We start from the raw sequence: 20,799 nt of genomic DNA on the forward strand, positions 1-20,799 counted from the left end.
CTGGACGCGGCCTAGTTGCCGCCGACCTTGCCGAGCCAGCCGCTGACCGTGTTGTACCAATCCGTCAGCTGTTCCCAGTAGCCCTTCGTCGTGCCGATCCAGTCCTGGAGGGGGCTGAACTCCCAGACCAGCCAGCTCGCCACGAAGAGGATGACGATCGTGAACAGGCAGCCCTTGAGGCAGCCGAGGCCCGGGATCTTCATCGGGTTGGCGCTGCGCTGCCTCGGCTGACGCGGTTCGCGCGGCTCCCGCGCGGGACGCGGGGCGGGCTGCTGGGGCGGCGGCGCCTGCGGGGGCGCGTACTGCTGCGGCTGGTGCTGGGGCTGGTGCTGCTGTGGCGCGGGCGCGTACTGCTGCTGGCGCTGCTGTCGTTGCTGGCGCTGGCCGCGCGGCTGCTGCGGCGCGTACTGCTGGGGGTGCTGCTGCGGCGGCTGCTGCTGGGGCCGGGCGACCTGGCGCTGGGGGCGACGGCGCAGCGGGTCCTGCTCGGGGTCCAGGTAGGCCTGGTACTGGGTCTGTTCGTTGCGGTCGCGGGCCGCGGCCATCTGGCTCTGCCAGGGGTGCGGGTCGTTCGGGTCCGCACCCGGGCCGTTCGGCGGGACGGGCGGCATGACCGCGGTCGGGTCGGCGTTGCCGCCGCGCGGCAGCACGGACGTCGGGTCGGCGTCCGAGGAGCCGGGGGTGTGGCCGCCGGTGCTCTGCATGACGCTGGTCGCGGCGTTCGGGTCGTACGAGCCCGCGTTGCTCGGCAGGACCTGGGTGGGGTCGGCCGCGCCCGGGGTCCCCGGAACGGGGGCCGGCGCCGGGTCCGGCATGAGGAGCGCGCCCACGCCCCCCGCGGCGGCGATCTGCGCCGGGGTGGAGTGCACGCCGACGCCCTCGGCGACGGCACGCAGGCCGCGGGCGAGGTTCTCGGCGCTGGGGCGGCGGTCCGGGTTCTTGTCGAGGCAGCGCTCGATGACCGTCCACAGCGGGTCGGGGACGGTCGAGGGGCGGCGCGGCTCGGCGCTGAGGTGCTGGTGCAGGACTTCGAGGGCGGAGCCGCCGGAGAACGGCGGGCGGCCGGTGACGAGCTCGTACAGCAGGATGCCCGCGCCGTAGATGTCCACGGCGCTGGTCTGCGGACGGCCCTCGGCGGACTCCGGCGCCACGTACGCGGGCGTGCCGACGAATTCGTGGGTGCGGGTCAGGCCGGGGGAGTCCGCGAGGCGGGCGATGCCGAAGTCGGTGAGCATCGGGTGCATCCCTGCGTCGTCCTGCTTGAGGAGGACGTTCGCGGGCTTGAGGTCGCGGTGCACCACGCCGTCGGCGTGGCTCGCGGCGAGCGCGTCGGCGATCTGGGCGGTCAGCAGGGCCGCCGCGACCGGCGTGAACGGGCCGTTCTCGCGGAGGTAGCGGTGCAGGTCGGGGCCGTCCACGAGGTCCATGACCAGGGCGAGGAGGTCGCCCTCGACGACCAGGTCACGCGTGCGGACGATGTTCTCGTGCGTGAGCCTGAGCAGGACGGACCGCTCCCTGAGGAAGCGCATCACGACGTCCGCGTCGTTGGCGAGCTCTTCCTTGAGGACCTTGATCGCGACGGTCTCGCCGGGCTGGCCGGGAACGGCCGCCTCGGCGCCCGCGGTCTCCCGCTGGCGGGCTCGCCAGACGGTGCCCGTGGCGCCGCGCCCGAGCGGCTCCTCGAGCAGGTACTTGCTGCCTACCGGCCGCACGTCATGCGCTCCCTGCTGGTCTGGCTGGTCCCGCCCGGACGCTGGTCCTGTCCGGGGGGCTGTCCGAAGGTGTTCCGACAAGATGTTCCGACGAAGGTGTTCCGACCCACTGTAGTGCCGCCGAACAGGGCACCGGCCGGTCGGATTCCTCTCGGCCATTTCTTTCCGGGGCTTTCCGGATCGTTGTTCGGTGGAAAGACGCTCGCCCGTGGCCATTGGTTGCCGAGTGGTCCCGGATTGACCTTCTTCGAGGAACCTCCGCGCTTATGCGCAACGGTCCAAGCAGGCACTTTTCCGAGCAGAGCCGACCAATCAAGATCACTTACAGGTGGCCGCCGGGCGTGTTGTCAGTGGCAGGTGCGAGGATGCCTCCAGTACTGGCCGACGTGCCCGTGTGCGGTGGGGGGAATCACAGCGCGTGTCCCCGTGCCGGGCGCCCAGCGCAGAAGGGACCGCTGACGGCGATGCAGATCCGGCTGACCGTCCTCGGGCCGCGCAGCGGCCAGACCGAGCAGCAAGGCCGCCCCGCGACGGCGACCGGGGCCCAAGGTGCCTGTGACGTCCTGGTCACCGCCCCCGCGGGGACCGCGCTCGCCGCGGTGGTCTCCGGTCTCGCCACGGCCGTGGCGGGCAGCGAGGCGCCCCTCGTGCTGTTCGCGGGCCCGGACCGCCTCGACGCCCAGCGCTGCACGCTCGGCGAGCCCCCCTTGATCGACGGCGCGGTGCTCTCGCTGGGCGCCCCCGCCGAGCCGGGTCCCGAACTGTCCGGCGCGGCCGCCCAGTTGCACGTCGTGGCGGGACCGGACGCGGGCGGCGTCCACCTGCTGCACGGCGGCCAGATCCGCGTGGGCCGCTCCGCGGAGGCCGACGTGCCGCTGGACGACCCGGACGTCTCCCGGCTGCACTGCGCGGTCACGCTCGACCCGGACGGCCGCGTCACGGTCGCGGACCTGCACTCCACGAACGGCACGGCGGTGGACGGCAGGGAGATCACCGACCGCCCGGTCCGGCTCTCCCCCGGCTCCCTGCTCCGCATCGGCGAGTCCGCGCTCCGCCTGACGGACGGCAGGGGCGGCCCGGTGCCCGGCGTGAGCGGCGTGCTCGCCACGGCCCCGGACGGCGAGGGCCACGTGCGCGTGCGCCCCGCCGCGGCCCCGCCGCCCACCCTCGGAGAGCCGTCCCCCACCCCCGCCGCCACCCACCACGCGTACGGCTCGGCGGGCTGGGGCGCCGCGGCCGGCACCGGTGTCGGCCCTGAAGGGGCGTACGGCACACGGGGAACGTACGAGAACCGGCCGACGGCCGCGTACGGCTCGCACGGGACCCACGCAGGCCCCACCGGCGCCGACACCCCCGTCGTGCCGCAGCAGGGCGGCATGCCCGACGCCGAGCGGACCGGCACCGGGACCACCGGGGCCCCCGGCAGCACCACCGGCACCCCCGCGCGCGGGACGACCCTGCCGCGCGCCGTGCGCAGGCGCGGCGGCCTCTCCGCCTGGGCCCGCCGGCTCACCGGAGGCCGGGACGGCGGCCGCACCCCGGAGGGGTACGACGTGTACGACGGCCCGCACGGCCCCGAGGAGTACGAGGACCACGACGGCCGCCACGAGCCGTACGCCGACGGCGGCCGGGGCGGCACCGGCGGACCCCTGGAGCTCTCCCCGGAGGACCTCGCCATAACGGCCGCCGCCCGTACGCCCGAATCGTGGCCCGATCCCGCCACCCTGCTGCTCACCGCGCTCGGCCCCGGCCCCCGCCTCTGGGAGCGCGGCCCTGACCACCCCGAGGCGCTCGCGGTGCGGCTCGGCACGGTCGACCGGATCCTGCCCGGCGCCGACGGGCGCGACGAGCTGCTGCCCGCCGTGCCCGTCACGGTCGGCCTGCGGGAGGCGGGCTCGCTGGGCCTCGCCGGGCCGAGGGACCGGCTGGCCGGCCTGGCCAGGGCGGTCGTCGCCCAGCTCGCCGCGCTGCACTCGCCCGACTCCCTGGAGATCGTGCTGATCAGCACGGACCGGGCGCGCCCCACGGCCGAGCGCACCGCCGAGTGGGCCTGGCTCGGCTGGCTGCCCCACCTGCGGCCCACCCACGGCCAGGACTGCCGCCTCCTCCTCGCCTACGACCGCGACCAGGCGGCCGCCCGCACGGACGAGCTGGTCCGGCGCCTCGACGACCGCATCGCCGACGGCGGCGCGTACGGCACGGACGGCGTGGCGGCCGGTGCCCGCACGGTCGTCGTCGTCGACGGCGACCCCGGGTCCGCCGCGCTGCGCGAGGCCACCGTCCGGCTCGCCGACGAGGGAGCGCGCGCCGGGATCCACGTCGTGTGCCTCGCCGAGACGGTGGCGGCCTCCCCCGCGTCCCCGGTCCTCGACACGTACGAAGCCGCCTGCGCGGTGACGCCGGCCTTCCGCGCCTGCGGTGCCGCCGCGCTGCTCAGCGGTGACGTGGCGACCGCGCTGCGGCTGATGCGGACGGCGGGCGGCCGCCCCGCGGGGCACGGCACCGTCGCCGCGGTGGACGCCGTGTCGGCGGCCTGGGCCGAGCGGTTCGCGCGGGCGCTCGCGCCGCTGCGCTCGGACGGCACGGCCGGTGAGGGCCACGCGCGCGTGTCCGCGCCGCTGCCCCAGGCGGCCCGGCTGCTCGACGAGCTGGGGCTCGCCAGGGCCACCCCCGCTTCCCTGATGGCGCGGTGGGCGGCGGCGGCCGACGACCCCGAGGCGCTCGGCGGGCGCGCCGTGGCGGTGCTCGGCGCGGGGCCGCGCGGGCCCGTCGTCGCGGACCTCGCCGCCGACGGGCCGCATCTGCTCGTGGAGGGCCCCGCGGGCAGCGGTCGTACGGAGCTGCTGCGCTCCGTCGCCGCCTCGCTGGCCGCCGCGGAGCGCCCCGACCGGCTCGGCATCGTGCTCGTCGACGGGCGGGACGGCGTCGGCGCGGGCGGCGCCACGGGACGGCAGGGGACGGGGCTCGGTGTCTGTACGGACCTGCCGCACGTCACCACGCACCTCGTGGCCAACGACCCGGTCCGCATGCGGGAGTTCGCCCAGTCCCTGGCCGCCGAGCTGAAGCGCAGGGCCGAGCTGCTCGGCAGGCTCGGCTTCACGGAGTGGCACACGCAGCGGGAGGTGTCGGGGCGGATGGTCACGCAGCGCTCGCAGTCCTCCGCGGCCACGGCCTCCGCCGGTGCCCCCTCCGCCTCCGCCGCCTCGGCCTCGGCGGCGGCTTCCGGAGTGGCGCAGGGGCTCGACGGCGACCTCGATCCGCCGCCCAGCGCCACGATGCGGCTGCGGCCCGCCGCGGCGCGGCAGCGGGTGGAGCCGGGGCCGCCGCTCCCCCGGCTCGTCGTCCTCGTCGACGACTTCGACGCGCTGCTCTCCCCCGCCCTCGGCTCCCCCGGGCGGCCCGCCGCCGGTTCGGTGGTCCGCGCGCTGGAGGCCGTGGCGCGGGACGGTGAGCGGCTCGGGGTGCATCTCGTGGCGACCACGGGCCGCAGTGAGCGGATGCCGGAGACGGAGCTCGGGCAGCGGGCGTCCCTGCGGGTGGTCCTCGACGCGGTCGCTTCGGGGCCGGAGGAGCCCGCGCCGGGGCGGGGCGAGCTCCGCTCCCCGGACGGGCGGGCCACGGCCTTCCAGGCGGGCCGGGTGACGGGCCGGATTCCCCGTACGGCGACGCTGCGGCCCACGGTGGTCCCTCTGGAGTGGGAGCGGATGGGTGACCCGCCGGCCCGGCGGCCCGTGCGCGAGCTGGGGAACGGACCGACGGATCTGGCCCTGCTGGCCAGTGCGCTGGAGCGGGCCGCACGGTCCGTCTCGGCGGACCAGGTGCCGTCCCTGCTGTGAGGGAAGCAAGTCCCTGGGGGTAAGGGGAGCAAGTCCCTGGTGGTGAGGGAACACCGCTCCTAAACCTCATGACGCCACGTCACAACGCCATTACGATCAGCGAGTTGACAGCGCAGGCCATCTTGCCGCCCCTCCCCGCGCGGGCGTAGACCAGACCGCACGGGACTCGCCAGGGAAGAGAACGGGGCAGTGATGCGCAGCACTCTTCGTACACGCAGGGCACCGCTACATCGGCGTACCACCGCCAGGATCGCCTCCGCCGTCGTCGCGAGCGCGCTCGCTCTCACCGTCACCGCGTGCGGCGGTGACGACAGCGATGACGGTGACAAGGGCTCCGGCGGCGACAAGCAAACGGGGAGCGCGCTCCGACTGCCGAAACTGGACGGGGAGAACGTCTCCGTGGCCGCCGTATGGGGCGGCGCGGAGCGCAAGGTGTTCCTGAAGGTCCTTGACGAGTTCGAGAAGCGGACGGGCGCCAAGGTCTCCTTCGTGCCCGCGCAGGACCCCATCATCAGCTTCCTGGAGTCGAAGGTGGCGGGCGGGGCGCCGCCGGACGTCGCGATGCTGCCGCAGGTCGGCGCGATCGAGCAGGCCGTGGCGAACAAGTGGGCCAAGCCGGTCGGGCCCGAGGCCCAGAAGCAGCTCGACAAGAACTACGCCAAGGGATGGCAGGACCTGGGAGCCGTCGACGGCAAGCAGTACGGCGTGTACTTCAAGGCGGCCAACAAGTCCCTGATCTGGTACAACACGCTCGTCTTCGAGAACGCGGGCGTCAAGCCGCCCAAGACCTGGGACGAGTTCATGGAGACCTCCCAGACCGTGTACGACTCCGGTGTGCCGCCGGTGTCGGTGGCGGGCGCCGAGGCGTGGACGCTCACCGACTGGTTCGAGAACATCTACCTCTCGCAGGCGGGCCCGGAGAAGTACGACCAGCTCGCCCGGCACGAGATCAAGTGGACGGACCCGTCCGTCAAGGACGCGCTGACCACCCTCGGTGAGCTGTTCGGGAAGAAGGGCTTCGTGGCGGGCGGCGCGGACGGCGCGCTGCAGACCGAGTTCCCCGCGTCCGTGAAGCAGACCTTCCGGGGCGGCGACCAGCCGAAGGCGGGCATGGTCTTCGAGGGCGACATGGTGTCCCTCGCCATCTCGGAGACCAAGGCCGAGGTGGGGAAGGACGCCAAGGTGTTCCCCTTCCCGGCGGTCGGTGACGAGTCCCCCGCCGTGGTCGGCGGTGACGCCGCGGTCGCGCTGAAGGACAGCAAGGGCGCGCAGGCGCTCCTGACGTTCCTGGGCTCGCCGGACGCGGCGAAGATCTGGGCGGAGGCCGGCGGCTTCATCTCGCCGAACAAGAACCTGGACATGTCCGCGTACCCGAACGACGTGCAGCGGAACATCGCCAAGGCGCTGATCGAGGCCGGTGACGACATCCGCTTCGACATGTCCGACCAGGCCCCGCAGTCCTTCGGCGGTACGCCGGGCAAGGGCGAGTGGAAGGCGCTGCAGGACTTCCTGAAGAACCCGGAGGACGTCGCCGGCACGCAGAAGGTCCTGGAGACGGCCGCAGCCAAGGCCTACAAGGACTGACGCGGTGGCGTCCGCGAACGCCGAGGGCACCCCGCAGGTGGTGCCCCCGGCCCCGACCTCGCGCAAGAGCGTGACCGGCACCCGGAAGACCGTGGCGGTGCTGTTCCTGCTGCCCGCCCTGGTGCTGCTCGGCGCGCTCGTCCTCTACCCCATCGGGTACTCGCTGTTCCGCAGCTTCTTCGACAAGTCGGGCGACTTCACGGCGTTCGGCAACTACGAGACGCTGTTCACCGACGACAGCATCGTGACCGCCATCAAGAACAACGCGATCTGGCTGGTGGTGGCGCCGACCGTGGCGACGGCGCTCGGCCTGATCTTCGCCGTGCTGACCGAACGGGTCCGCTGGGGCACGGCGTTCAAGCTCGTCATCTTCATGCCGATGGCGATCTCCATGCTGGCCGCGGGCATCATCTTCCGGCTCGTGTACGAGTCCGATCCCGACCGGGGCGTGGCCAACGCGGTGGCGGTGAGCGTGCACGACACGTTTACCGAGGCGTCGGCGTTCCCGCAGGCGCATCCGAGCATGAACTCGCCCCTCAAGTCGGCGGGCGGCGGCGCCTTCATCACGAAGGAGCCGGTCGAGGCGGGCAAGCCGGTGGTGCTGCCGCTGACGGGTGTGCCGCCGAACGAGATGCCGGACGACGCGAAGGCCGCGGAGCCGGCGCGGGCCGACCCGGACCGGGTCACCGGTACGGCCTGGCAGGACTTCACGCGCGGCAAGGGCCGGGGCGAGCCGAACGCCCCCGACTCCTCGGAGTTCGGCTACGCGGGCATCAAGATCGAGGCCGTCAAGGACGGTGAGGTCGTGGCGTCCACGGAGGCGGCCGCGGACGGCACCTTCGCCCTCCCCAAGGAGGCCGACGGCGCCCAACTCCGCTACCCCGCGTCGAACTTCCGCGAGGCGTACAACGGCGTGGACTGGCTCGGCCCGAGCCTGATCACGCCCGCGATCATCGGCTCCTACCTGTGGATGTGGGCGGGCTTCGCGATGGTCCTGATCGCCGCGGGCCTCGCGAGCGTGCCGCGTGAACTCCTGGAGGCGGCGCGCGTGGACGGCGCCAACGAGTGGCAGGTCTTCCGCCGGGTGACGGTGCCGCTGCTCGCCCCGGTCCTCGCGGTGGTCCTCGTCACGCTGATGATCAACGTACTGAAGATCTTCGACCTGGTCTTCGTGATCCCGCCGGGCTCGTCGAAGGACGAGGCGAACGTGCTCGCGGTCCAGCTGTACAACTCGGCCTTCGGCGACCGGGACGCGGGCGTGGCGAGCGCGATCGCCGTCCTGCTCTTCCTGCTCGTGATTCCCGTGATGCTGTTCAATATCCGGCGCATGAGGCGGGAGGCGCAGCGGTGACGACGCAGACCGAGACCGTGACCGTCAAGGCCAAGCAGTCCGTGGGCGCCCGCGTCGCCTCGGCGCTCGGCGGCACCGCGCTGCGCGTGTTCCTCGTGCTGGTCGGCCTGTTCTGGCTGGTGCCGGCGGTCGGGCTGCTGATCGGCTCGCTGCGGACGCCCGCCGACATGAGCGAGAGCGGCTGGTGGAAGGTCTTCGGCGCGCCCTCGCAGCTGACGCTGGACAACTATTCCAACCTCCTGGAAGACGACACGATCACCGACTCGATCCTGGCCAGCGTCATGATCACCGTGCCGGCGACGCTGCTCGTCGTGGTGATCGGGGCGCTCGCCGGATACGCCTTCGCGTGGATGGACTTCCCGGGGCGCGACTGGTGGTTCATCGGCGTGGTGGGGCTGCTCGTCGTCCCGGTGCAGGTGGCGCTCCTGCCGGTCTCCAAGCTGTTCGGCGAGATCGGCATCTTCGAGACGACGATCGGCGTGATCCTCTTCCATGTCGCGTTCGGCCTGCCGTTCGCGATCTTCCTGCTGCGGAACTTCTTCGCGGAGATCCCGCGCGAACTCCTGGAGGCGGCCCGGCTCGACGGCGCGGGCGAGATGCGGCTGTTCCTGCGGGTCGTGATGCCGCTCGGGGCGCCCGCGATCGCCTCGCTCGGCATCTTCCAGTTCCTCTGGGTCTGGAACGACATGCTGATCGCGCTGATCTTCGCGGACTCGCAGAACCCGCCGATCACGGTGGCGCTCCAGCAGCAGGTGCGGTTCTTCGGCGACAACGTGCAGATCCTGGCGCCGGGCGCGTTCATCTCGATGGTGATTCCGCTGGCCGTCTTCTTCGCGTTCCAGCGGCAGTTCGTTTCCGGCGTGATGGCGGGGGCGGTGAAGTAAGGGGGCGAGGGCCGGGTCGGGGGCAGGGCATGACCCGTCCGGCCCCCGCGAGAATGGCGTAGCTGCGCGCGAGGTTCCGAACATATGCGGTCAGAGTGGACAGATGTACCACTTGAGCTTGAGGCCGCGCCGACGTCCCGGACCACCCGCTGCTCTCGTACGACGCCTGCTCGCCACCGCGCGGACCACCCGCTTCCGCCTGGAGCGGGCGGCGGCGGGGCGGGGACGTGGGCCCGGGCCCGGGCCCGGGACCCCGCTGCTGGCGCCCGTGCACCTTTCGCTGCGCGACAGCCGGACCCTCAATCTCGCGCTCGGTGCGGAAACCGTCCTCGGCCCCCTCGACGGGGCGGGCAGCGCGCGGCTGGTGATCTCGCGGGGGCCGCGCAGGCTCGTCGTGCCGCTCGTCCGGGAGACGCGTACCGGCGGGATGCCCCTGCTGACGGCCACGGCGACCCTGCGCGGCTTGGGGGACGGCGTGTGGCGGCTCACCGTCGAGGCGCGGGGCGCCGACGGCCGCGTACGGCGGTACGGTCTCGCACCCGCCGAGACGGGCACCCCCACCACACCGCCGAATCCCCCACCCGCGACGCCCGCCACACGGCCGGAAGCGCCGCCCGCCACGCCCACCGTGCCTCACGCCCCCGACCCCCTGACCGGCACCCTCGTCCGGATCGTCAGGGCCCGTAGCGGGCGGGCGGTGTTGCAGGCGACGCGGTCGCGGGTGCGGGCGGAGCTGGTGCGGTTCGTGCCGGCCGGGGACGGGATCACGGTGCACGGGAGGCTCGTGGCGGGGAACCGGGGCCTGCCCCAGAAGCTCCGGGCCGAGGCCGTGCGGCGGCGGGACGGCGTCGTCGTACCGGCGGAGGTGTCCTGGCAGGAGAACACCGAGGAGACCGCCTTCACGCTGCGCGTGCCGCTCGGCGCGATGGCCGGGGCGGGTGCCGGGCAGTGGGTGTGGGACTTCCGGGTGGGGCCGCTGCCCCTCGGCCGGTGGCTGACCGACGTGCGCGACCCGTCCACCGCCTACCCCACCCCCTTCCGCGTCTTCGCGCTGCCGGACGGCGCGCTCGTCCGGGCGCACGCCCACTTCACCAGGACCGGCGCCTTCGCGGTGACGTGCCGGGACATCACCACCGAGGCCACCCGGAAGCCCGCCGGACCACCGGAGCCCACCGCCGTGACGGAGCCGGCAGCCGCGACGGAGTCCGCCGCACCCGAGCCCGACGGCACACGCGAGTTCGCGGAGGAGACCACATGAAGATCACGTACCTGCTCGGCTGGGGCGACGAGATGGGCGGCACCGAGCTCGCCACGTACACCCAGGCCCGGCACCTCGCGGAGCGCCCCGGCATCGAGGTCGAGGTCGTCTCCGTCTTCCGGACCCGCGCCGAACCGTTCTTCGCCGAGGCGCGCGACCTGCCCGTGCGTCACCTCGTGGACCGCACCGTGACGCCCGAACGCCCGGTGCGGGAGACGGGGTTGGACGATGCCGCGTGCCGGACGCTCGCCGCGCTGCCCAGCGAGCTGATCCGGCCCGCCTGGGAGGACGCCTTCGACCGCCTCTCGGACGTCGAGATGACCGCCGCGCTCGGCGCGATCGATACCGACGTGCTGGTCACCACGACGCCCGCGCTCCTCGCCGCCGCCGTGGCGCTCGTGCCCGCGCGGGTCGTCACCGTGCACCAGGAGCACCGCCCCACCCAGCGCCGCGGCCCGTCCGGCGAACCGCTGCTGCTGCACGCGCCGCGCCTGGACGCGCTGGTCACGCTCACCGAGCGCACCCGCGACTGGATCGCGGAGTCCCTGGGCGCCACCGCCCCCGAGCTGGCCGTCATCCCGAACGCCGTGCCCGACGGCTTCCGGCCGCGCGCGGACGGCGAGGGCAAGGTCATCGTGATGGCGGCGCGGCTGACCGGCGAGAAGCGGGTCGACCACGCCGTCCGGGCGTTCGCGCAGGTCGCCGACGCGCACCCGGAGTGGACGCTGCGGATCTTCGGCGGCGGCCACCGCGAGCGGCAGCTGCGCCGCCTGGTCGACGGGTTCGGGCTGCACGACCGGGTGGAGCTCCTCGGGCCCTGCCAGGACATGGCGGCCGAGTGGGCCAAGGCCGGGCTGAGCCTGATGACGGCGGGGCACAACGAGGCGTTCCCGCTCGTGCTCCTCGAAGCGCTCGCCGCCGGGGTGCCTGTGGTCGCGTACGACGTGCTGACGGGGCCCGCCGAGATCGTGCGGCACCGCGTCGACGGGCTGCTCGTGCCGCCCGGTGAGGTCGACGAACTCGCTGTCGCCATGGGCGAGTTGATGGCGGACGACGAGAAGCGGCACGCCTACGCCCAGGCGGCCCGCGAGGGTGTCTACGCGCGGTTCTCCTCCGCGGACGTCACCGCGCGCTGGGAGGAGCTGTACACGCGGCTCGTCGCGGGGCGCGACCGGCCGGAGCGGCTGCGCGGGCGCGCGGACCGGGTGGCGCTCGGTGTGGCGTCCGGCGGCAGCGGCTTCCGGCCCACCGCCCCGCACACCTTCGACGCCGCGGCCGCCGCCGACGAGCACGCCCGCGAGGAGGAGATCCGCGCCGCCGACACCACGGGCCGCGTCATCCGCTCGGTGGGCCGCCTCGCCGAGCGGCGCGACGACGTGCTCGCGCCCCACATGGCCGACTGGAACCTGGAGCTCGCCGCGGACGCCCTGGAGGCGCAGAACGTCCCGTACGTCCTCGTCCGCACCACCAACGGCGCCGCCCACACCCTGGCCGTGGCGGAGGACGACCGGGGCCGCGCGCTGAAGGCGCTCGCCGGTGCGCTGCGCGGGCAGCCCGTCTACGCCGAGCTGGTCAACCCGCGCGACGCGGCGCCCGGCACCGTGCTCGCCGAGCGCCTCGACACCATCGGCGAGCTGGCGGGCGTCAAGCTGTTCAAGCCGGTCACCACGACCACGCTGTCGCTGCGGCACGGCGCGGGGCTCGCCTGCACGGTGGGGTTCTGGACGCGGACCCCCGACGGCTCCTTCCGGGCCCCGTTCGGTGCGACGCTGGCGGGCGCCGAGCTGCCCTCGCTCACGCCCACGGCGACGCTGCGCGTGGCCGGCCGCGCGTATCCGACCCTGGACGTGTTCACCGAACTCCTCGTCAAGGACGTCGACTTCCCCATCGACGCGGTCTACACCTGGGTCGACGACTCGGACCCCGAGTGGCGCGCCCTGCGCGACGCGACGCTCGGCGGCGGCGACACGTCGGCCGACAACGGCGCGGTGCGCTTCCGCAACCGCGACGAGCTCCGCTTCAGCCTGCGCTCCCTCGCGATGTACGCGCCGTGGATCCGGCACGTGTACCTCGTCACGGCCGGACAGGTCCCGCCCTGGCTCGACCGGGACCAGCCGGGCCTGACGGTCGTCGACCACCGCGATCTTTTCGCCGACCCCGAGGCGTGCCTGCCGACCTTCAACTCGCACTCCATCGAGTCCCAACTGCACCGCATCGAAGGCCTGTCGGAGCACTTCCTCTACTTCAACGACGACATGTTCCTGGGTCGCCCCACCAACCCGGACACCTTCTTCCTCAGCAACGGCCTCGCCCGCTTCTTCTGGTCGTCGGCGTCCGTGCCCGCGCTGCCGGTCGCACCCGGCGACGAGGGCTATCTGGCGGCGGCGAAGAACAACCGGGAGCTGCTGCGCCGCGAGTTCGGCAGGACGACGACGCACACCTTCTTCCACGTGCCGTACGCGCTGCGCCGCAGCGTCCTCGCGGAGATCACCGAGCGCTTCCCCGAGCAGCTGGCGGCCACGGCCCGCAGCCGGTTCCGCTGCCGCGACGACTTCTCGCTCGTCTCGTCGCTGCACCACCACTACGCCTACCTGACCGGGCGCGCGGTGCCCGCCGGCATCTCGTACGACTTCGTGGACATCGGCGACCGCGCCGACCACGCGCGGCTCGGGCGGCTGCTGCAGAACCGCGACAGGACGGCGTTCTGCATCGGGGAGTCCCCGGACGGCGGGGTCACGGACGAGGAGATGGCGCTCGCCATCCGGTCGTTCCTGACGGCGTACTTCCCGGTGCGCTCGCCCTACGAGCTCTGAGCCCCGGCGAGGAAGAGCCGCCGGACCACGCGTTCGGCGGCCCTGCCGTCGTCGTAGGGGCAGAAGCGTTCCCGGAACGCCGTCCGCAGCGCCGTCGTCTCCGCCGTGTCCCAGCCCCCGTACCGGAAGAGCCCTGCCAGCTCGTCCTCGGTGGTGGCCACGGCGCCCGGTGTCTCGCCGGGGCGTCCGGAGAGCAGGTCGAAGTAGGTGCCGCGGGCGAGGCGGTAGGCCTGCCAGTCGGGGGCGTACGTGACGATGGGGCGGTTCAGGCAGGCGTAGTCGAACATCAAGGACGAGTAGTCGGTGACGAGGGCGTCGGCGGCCAGGCACAGCTCCTCGACGTGCGGGTGCCCGGTGGCGTCGATGAGCTGTGGGTGGTTCTCCAGGCCGGCGTCGGCGCCGTAGAAGTAGTGGGCGCGCACGAGCACGACGTACGACGGGCCGAGCGTCTCGGCGAAGCGGCGCAGGTCGAGGCGGGGCAGGAAGCCCTTCTGGTAGTCGCGGTGGGTGGGCGCGTACAGCAGCACGGTCCGCCCGTCGTCGACACCCAACTGCGCCCGAATCCGCCCCACTTCATCCTCCCCCGCGGTGAAGTAGACGTCGTTGCGCGGATAGCCCGCCTCCAGGGGCTGGTAGGCGACGGAGGGGTAGACGCGCTCCCAGATCTCCGTGGAGTGCGGGTTCGAGGAGAGGCTGTAGTCCCACTGGTCGGTGTGGTCGAGAACCTTCTGGAAGCTGATGCCGTGCGTGCCCGCAGGGTAGCGGCGCTGGTCGAGGCCCATCGTCTTCAGCGGGGTGCCGTGGTGGGTCTGGAGGTAGACCTGGCCGGGGCGTTTGGTGAAGCCGCCGGGAAAGCTGGAGTTGTTCACGAGGTACGTCGCCGTGGCCATCGTCTGCCAGTAGCGCCGGGAGCCTTCGATGACGTACTCGACACCGGGTGGCACCCGGTGCTTGTTGCGGCTTGAGACCACCCACACGCCCCGGACGTGCGGGGCGAGTTCGCGTGCCTTGGCGTGGATGGCGGCCGGGTTGCAGGAGACGCCGCGGTTCCAGTAGGCGCCGTAGACCGCGAGGTGCGGGTCGAGGGGGCGGCGCAGGTCAGCGCGGTAGGCGGCGCGCATGGCGCGGGCCCGCAGCTTCTTCTTCTGCCGCGTCAGCCTGCGGGTGACGCGCAGCCGCCGCGTCTCGGCCTTGCGCAGGCCTTCGTAGGCGGTGAAGGAGGCGGCGGCGAGGGCCTTGCCCTCGGGGGTGCGGGGCGCGGTGCCCGCGGGCGCGTAGGCCCGGTGGACGCGGGACGCCTCGCGGAAGAAGTCGCGCCGGTCGGCCTGCCGGATCCGTCCGGGGTCGTCGAGGACGGCGAGCAGGTGGGCGGCGGCGTGCGGCAGGAGCCGGGCGCGCTCCTCGGGTCCTGCGGCCGCGAGCAGCTGCTCGTACCGTCCGACGACGGCGAAGTGGGCGCGGCCCGGCGTCTTGGTGAAGCTGCCCGCGCGCCGCTCGCGCCAGCGCACGCAGGGCCGGTCGAGTACGGCGACGCGGTCGCCCGCGCGGAGGGTCGCGGTGTGCACCGGCACCACGTCCTCGTAGGCGCCCGCAGAGAACGCGAGCCGCTCCGCACGCCAGAAGTCGCGCCGGAAGACGCGGTTCCAGGCGGCGGGGGTGACGGCGAGGGGGTCGCCCGTGAGGTCGTCGCCGCCGGGGCGGACGTGCTCCCACCAGTCGACGCGGTCGTGGGCGCAGAGCAGGACATGGGGGTCGTCGGCCGCGGTGAGTGCGGCGTCGACGGCCGCGAGGGCGCCGGGGAGCAGCAGGTCGTCGCCGTCGAGGAAGAGGAGGTGGTCGCCGGTGGCGCGGTCGGCGCCGGTGTTGCGGGCGGGGCCCGTGCCCGTCCTGTCGGGGACGCGGACGAGTTGCGTGCGCGGGTCGCGCTCCGCGTACTCCGCGGCGATCGCGGCCGAGGCGTCGGGGGACGCGTCGTCGACGACGATCAGTTCGAGGTCGCCGTAGGACTGGGTGAGCACCGACTCCAGGCACGCGCGCAGGTAGCCCTGGACGCGGTGGACGGGGACGACTACCGAGAAGCGCGTCATGGGCACCGACCGTAGTCAGCCGGGCACCGCCTGTCGAAGACCGCGCGTCACTCGTTGGGGTGGTCGAGTGCAGAGACCTTGACCGTCGTGAGACGCGAGCGGGCAAAGGGGACGAATATGCCGTTATCCCCACCGAAAGGCCGGTTCGCGTGCAGCCCCGTCTCAGCGTCGTCGTACCCATCTACAACGTCGAGGAGTTTCTGGAGGAGTGCCTGGAGTCGATCGCCGGGCAGACCATGGACGGACCAGGCCTGCTGGGCGGCCCCGAGGCGCGCGGCGGCCTGGAGTGCATCCTCGTCGACGACGGCTCGACGGACGGCAGCCCCCGCATCGCCCGCGAGTTCGCCGCCAGGGACCCCCGCTTCGTCTACGTCCGCCAGCGCAACGCCGGACTGAGCGCCGCCCGCAACACCGGGGTGCGCAAGGCGTCCCCGACTGCCGAGTTCCTCACCTTCGTCGACAGTGACGACGTCGTGCCGCACGACGCTTACGGACGGATGATCGCGAGCCTGGACGCCACCGGGTCCGACTTCGCGAGCGGCAACGTCTGGCGGCTCACCGAGCGCGGGCGCTCGCAGGCCTGGCAGTACAAGTGGCTGACCGAGGCGCGCACGAGCACCCACATCTCCGAGGACCTGGACCTGCTCTCCGACCGCGTGGCCTGGAACAAGGTGTTCCGCCGCGCCTTCTGGGACCGGCACCGCTTCACCTTCCCCGAGGGCAAGCTCTACGAGGACACCCCCGTGATGATCCCGGCGCACTTCCTCGCCGGATCCGTGGACGTGCTCAGCGACCACGTCTACTACTGGCGGGTCCGCGAGGGCTCCATCACCCGGCGCCGCACCGACGTCAAGGGCGTCCGCGACCGGATCGCGGCGTGCGCGCACGTCAGCGGGTTCCTCGCCCGGCACGCGCCGGAGATGAAGAAGACGTACGACGCGTCCTGTCTGCGCGACGACTTCGTGTACTTCCTGGAGGGGCTGCCGATGGGCGGCCCCGAGTACCGTTCGGCGTTCCTCACGGACACGGCCGCGTTCCTGCGCCGCGCCGACCCGGACGTGCTCGCCGGGCTCCCCGTCGACCTGCGCGTCAAGTGGCAGCTCGTCCGCGAGTCGCGCACCGCCGAACTGATCGAGCTGCTCGCCTTCGAGCGGGCCAACGGCACGGCCTTCCACGTGCGCGGGAAGGTGCGGCGCAGCGCCGTCTACCCCGGGGTGGGTCCCCTGCCCGACAAGGTGGCGCGCCTCGGCCGTGGCGAACTCCCCGTCGTGGCACGCGTGAGCGAGGCGCGGTGGGACGCCGAGGGAAAGCTGCGGATCAGCGGATACGCGTACGTCCGCAACCTGGAGGCGACCCGCCCCGGGCACTCCGTGAAGGCGGGCCTGCTCAAGTCCGCGCACAGCAGGCGCCAGATCCGCCGCGTGCCGACGCGGACGGTCACCGCGCCGGAGGCCACCGAGAAGTCCCGGCAGCGGCTGCACTGCTACGACCTGTCCGGCTTCGAGATGACCGTCGACCCCGAACAGCTCAGGACCGGCGGGCGCTGGCGGCCGGGGAACTGGCTGTTCGGCGTGGTCGTCGCGGGCCACGGCACGGTACGGCGGGCGGCCGTGCGGTCCTCGGACGGGGCGTCCGCGCAGTCCCTGGCGCGGGAGCTCGGCGACGGGCTCCGGCTCGTCCTCGGCTTCAGCAAGGGCCGGCTCGTGCTGCGGATCCAGGAGTACGCGGCGCGCGTGGACGCCCACCGGCGCGACGGGGACGACGTGGTGCTGACGGGCACCCTGGCGGGAGGTCCGCGGCCCGCCGCGCTCCGCCTCACCCACGCGCCCACGCGGACGGACCTCGACTGCCCGGTGCGCGTCACCGGCGACCGCTTCGACGTGCGCGTCCGGCTCGCCGACCTGGAGAGCGTGCCGCCCACCCCGCACCTGGCGCCCAAGGAGGTCGAGCCGCCGCACGGCGAGCGCTGGCAGGCCAACCTCGTCCTGCCCGACGGCACCCTGAAGCCACTGGCCGCCACCCTCGACCTGCCCCCGGGCCGGTACGCGTCCGGCGCGGGCCGCGAGCTGTGCGCCACCGCCAACGACCAGGGCCGCCTCGTCGTCGAACTGACCCGCAGGCCGATCGCCGACCGCGTCGCGTGGGGCCCGGACGACACCCTGACCGTGGAGGGCTCACTGGCCGCGACCGGCTGGCACGAGCCCGAGCTCGTCCTGCGGCACAGCGGCCGCGACGAGGAGCTGACGGTACCGGCCGAGCACGACGGCGACCGCTTCCGCGCGGTGGTCGCGCCGGGCGGCGGGGTGCTGCGCGAGGGCCGGTGGTACGCGTTCCTGCGCGACGGCACGGGGGCGGGCGGCTCCTCCGAAGAGGTCCCCGAGGGGGCGGCCGAGGACGGGATGCCCGTGCGGCTGCTGGCCTCCGCGTCCGTCACGCTGCCCCTCCACCACACCGCCCAGGGGCGGGAGTTCACCGTCGACCGGCGGTTCGGCGACCGGCTGCTCGTCGAGGCGGGCTCGGTCCTCTCGCGGTCCGAACGCGGCGCGTACCGGCGGCACCGGCTCCGCACCGTCCACTACCCGAGCCGCCGCAGGCTGCCCCTCACCGACGCCGTCCTGTACTTCGACGGGGACTCGCCGCGCGCCGTCCACGAGGAACTGGTGCGGCGCGGCGCCGACGTCGAACACCTGTGGGTCACGCACGACCAGCAGACCCGCGTCCCGGCCGGTGCCAAGGGCGTCGAGGAGCACAGCGCCGACTGGTACGAGGCGCTGGCCCGCTGCCGCCGCATCGTCACCGCGGGCCACCTGCCGGACTTCTTCGAGCGCCGCCAGGGCCAGACCGTCGTCCAGACCTGGCACGGCGCCCCGCTCAAGCGCATCGGCACCGACCTGACCGACACCCTCTACGCCGACCACGCCCACCTCGACGCGCTGCCGAAGCTGTCCCGCCAGTGGGACGTGCTCGTCTCGCCGAACCGGTTCTCCACCCCGCACCTGGGCCGCGCCCTCGCCTACGACGGCGAGATCCTGGAGGCGGGCTCGCCCCGCAACGACGTGCTGTTCGGCGACGACCGGCAGAAGGTCGCCGAGCGGGTCCGCCGCGAGCTCGGCATCGCCCCGGACAAGCGCGTCGTGCTGTACGCGCCGACGTACCGGGACCATCTCGCGTACTCCCCCGGCCGGTTCCGCTACGAACCGGCACTGGACTTCCGCGCGGCCGAGTCCGTGCTCGGCGACGACCACGTGCTGCTCGTCCGCAAGCACCCGCTGACGGCGGGCCGGCTGCCGGGCGCCCGCGCCCCCTTCGTACGCGACGTGTCCGCGCACCCGCGGGCCGCCGAACTCCTGCTGCTCGCCGACGTGCTGGTGACGGACTACTCCTCGCTGATGTTCGACTTCGCGCACACCGGGCGCCCGATGCTGTTCCACGCGTACGACCTGGAGCACTACCGCGACACGGTGCGCGGTTTCTACCTCGACTTCGAGACCCGCGCCCCGGGCCCGCTGCTCGCCTCCACCGGCGAGGTCGTCGAGGCGCTGCGCGACCTGGACGCGATCTCGGCCCGGCACGCGGAGGCGTACGCGGCGTTCCGCGAGGCCTACTGCGACCTGGACGACGGGCGGGCCGCGGCCCGTGTCGCGGAGAGGCTCATGCGGTGAGCGGGGCGCTGCTGACCCGCAGGGCGTGCCACGGCGCGACGGCGCTGGGCGGCGGCCGGCGCCGGCGCCCGAGCCCCTACGCCGTCGTCGGCGGGCTGTTCTGGGTGGTGATGTCGCTGGCGTTCTGGCGGGTCCCGATGTGCTGCGACTTCGGCCAGCACGCGGCCGTCGTCGAACGCCTGAAGGACAACCTCCTCCACCCGGCGCACCCGATGGCGGACCTGCCGGGCCACGGCAGCGCGTACTACTCGCCGTACGCCGTCGCGCAGGGCGCGTTCGCCAGGGCCACGGGGCTCGCGGGCTGGGAGGTCGTGAAGCTCGCGGGCCCGCTGAACCTCCTCGTCCTGCTCACCGGCATCGGCCGCTTCGTCCGCGTCCTGACGCCCCGCCCGTGGGCGCCGGTCCTCGCGCTGTTCGCGATGGTGCTGCTGTGGGGCACGCGGATGGCGTGGTGGAGCGGCTATCTGGGCCTGATGTCGATGACGGGGAACCTCGGCTACCCGTCGACGTTCGCGATCGGCCTGACGTTCTGGGCGTGGGCCTGGGCCGGGACGCTCGTCCATCGCGCGGGGCGCTCCTGGTGGCCGTACGCCGGGCTCGGCGTCCTGTGCGGGCTGATCCTGCTCATCCACCCCATCTCTTCGGTGGCGGCGGTGATCGGCGTCGTCGCGTTCGCCGCGTCGGGGCGCACGGTGTGGCACCGGGCGTGGCGCTGGGCGGCAACCGCCGTGGTCGCGGCGGCCGTTGCGGCGGTCTGGCCGTACTACAGCGTCTTCTCCCTCGTCGGTGACGAGTCCGTCGACTGGATCCACCGCCAGCTCTACACGGAGATGCCCCAGCGCTTCTGGCTGGCGCTGCTCGGCCTGCCCGCGCTGTGGCTCCGCTTTCGCAGGGACCGCAGGGACCCCCTGGTCCTCATGTTCGCCCTGGACTGCGCGGTCGTCGCGTACGGCTGGGTCAGTGGCCACTACACGTACGGCCGCATCCTCGGTCTGACCCTGGTGCCCCTCCAGTTCGCCCTGGCCATCGAGCTCGTGGCGCCCCGCCCCTGGGGGTGGCGGCGCGGCGCGCTCGTCGGGGCCGCGGCCCTCGGCGCCTGCGTCGGCTTCTTCCAGATCCAGGCGGGCGCCGTCGTGCCGCGCGCCCTGGACCCGATCGGCTTCGACCAGCCGCCGCGCTGGCCCGGCTACGGGTGGGCGGTCGGCCACCTGCGCAAGGGCGACGTCGTCCTGACCGACGGCTACCGCCCCACCCGCTCCGTGCCCGGCTACGGAGCGAATCTCGTCGCCCCCGCCTGGCCGGACGCCTCCCTCGACGAGGACGTGCGCCACCGCCGCCTGGCGGCCGTGCGCGCCTATCTGTCCCCGGAGTCCACGCGCGCCGAGCGCGCGGCGATCGTCCGCCGCTACCAGGTGCGGTGGCTGCTGCTCTCGCCCGGCCAACGCGTCCCGCCCGAGGCGGTGGTGGTCGGCTGGAGCCGGCGCACGGGTGAGGTGCTCGCGCGGGTCGGCGGTGCGGACCAGCCACGGCGGCCCGGTGCCGACCGGGCGGCCTCACCGGCGAATGCCCACCTAATCGGATAATTACGAGAAACGCCTACCATTTCCCCTGT

At 73.7% G+C, this 20,799-nt stretch carries 10 protein-coding genes; 8 read left to right on the forward strand and 2 right to left on the reverse strand.

Annotated features, from left to right (window positions below):
- Positions 1-11 precede the first annotated feature (11 nt).
- Entirely contained in the window at positions 12-1,712 is a 1,701-nt protein-coding gene (locus ACH4D5_RS04365) for a protein kinase (RefSeq protein ID WP_398298355.1), read from the reverse strand.
- Between the two features lie 464 nt (positions 1,713-2,176).
- On the opposite strand from ACH4D5_RS04365, the gene ACH4D5_RS04370 reads away from it, so the two are divergent.
- The 6 genes from ACH4D5_RS04370 to ACH4D5_RS04395 all read left to right on the forward strand — a co-directional run bounded on the left by ACH4D5_RS04370 (position 2,177) and on the right by ACH4D5_RS04395 (position 13,438).
- On the forward strand, positions 2,177-5,548 hold the full coding sequence (locus ACH4D5_RS04370; RefSeq protein ID WP_398298357.1) for an FHA domain-containing protein: 3,372 nt from the start codon (positions 2,177-2,179) through the stop codon (positions 5,546-5,548).
- A 192-nt stretch (positions 5,549-5,740) separates the two neighbouring features.
- Positions 5,741-7,132, forward strand: coding sequence for an ABC transporter substrate-binding protein (locus tag ACH4D5_RS04375; protein ID WP_398298359.1), 1,392 nt, complete (start codon positions 5,741-5,743; stop codon positions 7,130-7,132).
- A 4-nt stretch (positions 7,133-7,136) separates the two neighbouring features.
- The gene (locus ACH4D5_RS04380; RefSeq protein ID WP_398298361.1) at positions 7,137-8,483 is read left to right on the forward strand and encodes a carbohydrate ABC transporter permease; all 1,347 of its coding nucleotides are present in this window, start codon (positions 7,137-7,139) and stop codon (positions 8,481-8,483) included.
- Positions 8,480-9,367 (forward strand): carbohydrate ABC transporter permease, encoded by an 888-nt coding sequence (locus ACH4D5_RS04385; RefSeq protein WP_398298363.1) that lies wholly within the window; start codon positions 8,480-8,482, stop codon positions 9,365-9,367. The genes ACH4D5_RS04380 and ACH4D5_RS04385 overlap by 4 nt, the downstream gene beginning before the upstream one ends.
- A 103-nt stretch (positions 9,368-9,470) precedes the next feature.
- Positions 9,471-10,625: a hypothetical protein gene (locus ACH4D5_RS04390; RefSeq protein ID WP_398298365.1), complete on the forward strand. Its 1,155-nt coding sequence runs from the start codon at positions 9,471-9,473 to the stop codon at positions 10,623-10,625.
- Complete coding sequence (locus ACH4D5_RS04395) at positions 10,622-13,438, forward strand: stealth conserved region 3 domain-containing protein (RefSeq protein ID WP_398298367.1); 2,817 nt, start codon at positions 10,622-10,624, stop codon at positions 13,436-13,438. The genes ACH4D5_RS04390 and ACH4D5_RS04395 overlap by 4 nt, the downstream gene beginning before the upstream one ends.
- Here the strand turns inward: ACH4D5_RS04395 and ACH4D5_RS04400 are convergent.
- Complete coding sequence (locus ACH4D5_RS04400; protein WP_398298369.1) at positions 13,426-15,525, reverse strand: CDP-glycerol glycerophosphotransferase family protein; 2,100 nt, start codon at positions 15,523-15,525, stop codon at positions 13,426-13,428. The two genes, ACH4D5_RS04395 and ACH4D5_RS04400, sit on opposite strands and share 13 nt — an antisense overlap.
- A 149-nt stretch (positions 15,526-15,674) precedes the next feature.
- Between ACH4D5_RS04400 and ACH4D5_RS04405 the strand changes: the two genes are divergently transcribed.
- Both ACH4D5_RS04405 and ACH4D5_RS04410 read left to right on the forward strand, forming a co-directional pair.
- Positions 15,675-19,187 (forward strand): CDP-glycerol glycerophosphotransferase family protein, encoded by a 3,513-nt coding sequence (locus ACH4D5_RS04405; protein WP_398298371.1) that lies wholly within the window; start codon positions 15,675-15,677, stop codon positions 19,185-19,187.
- Positions 19,184-20,770, forward strand: a complete 1,587-nt coding sequence (locus ACH4D5_RS04410; RefSeq protein WP_398298373.1) for a hypothetical protein — start codon at positions 19,184-19,186, stop codon at positions 20,768-20,770. The genes ACH4D5_RS04405 and ACH4D5_RS04410 overlap by 4 nt, the downstream gene beginning before the upstream one ends.
- Positions 20,771-20,799 lie beyond the last annotated feature (29 nt).

Source organism: Streptomyces sp. NPDC018029 (assembly GCF_044327655.1).
Lineage (GTDB): Bacteria > Actinomycetota > Actinomycetes > Streptomycetales > Streptomycetaceae > Streptomyces.

Excerpts from the sequence above, each read along its gene's own strand:
- ACH4D5_RS04375 (WP_398298359.1), top strand. The coding sequence starts at position 5,741 with ATGCGCAGCACTCTTCGTACACGCAGGGCACCGCTACATCGGCGTACC.
- ACH4D5_RS04390 (WP_398298365.1), top strand. The coding sequence starts at position 9,471 with ATGTACCACTTGAGCTTGAGGCCGCGCCGACGTCCCGGACCACCCGCT.
- ACH4D5_RS04370 (WP_398298357.1), top strand. The coding sequence starts at position 2,177 with ATGCAGATCCGGCTGACCGTCCTCGGGCCGCGCAGCGGCCAGACCGAG.
- ACH4D5_RS04400 (WP_398298369.1), bottom strand. The coding sequence starts at position 15,525 with ATGACGCGCTTCTCGGTAGTCGTCCCCGTCCACCGCGTCCAGGGCTAC.
- ACH4D5_RS04395 (WP_398298367.1), top strand. The coding sequence starts at position 10,622 with ATGAAGATCACGTACCTGCTCGGCTGGGGCGACGAGATGGGCGGCACC.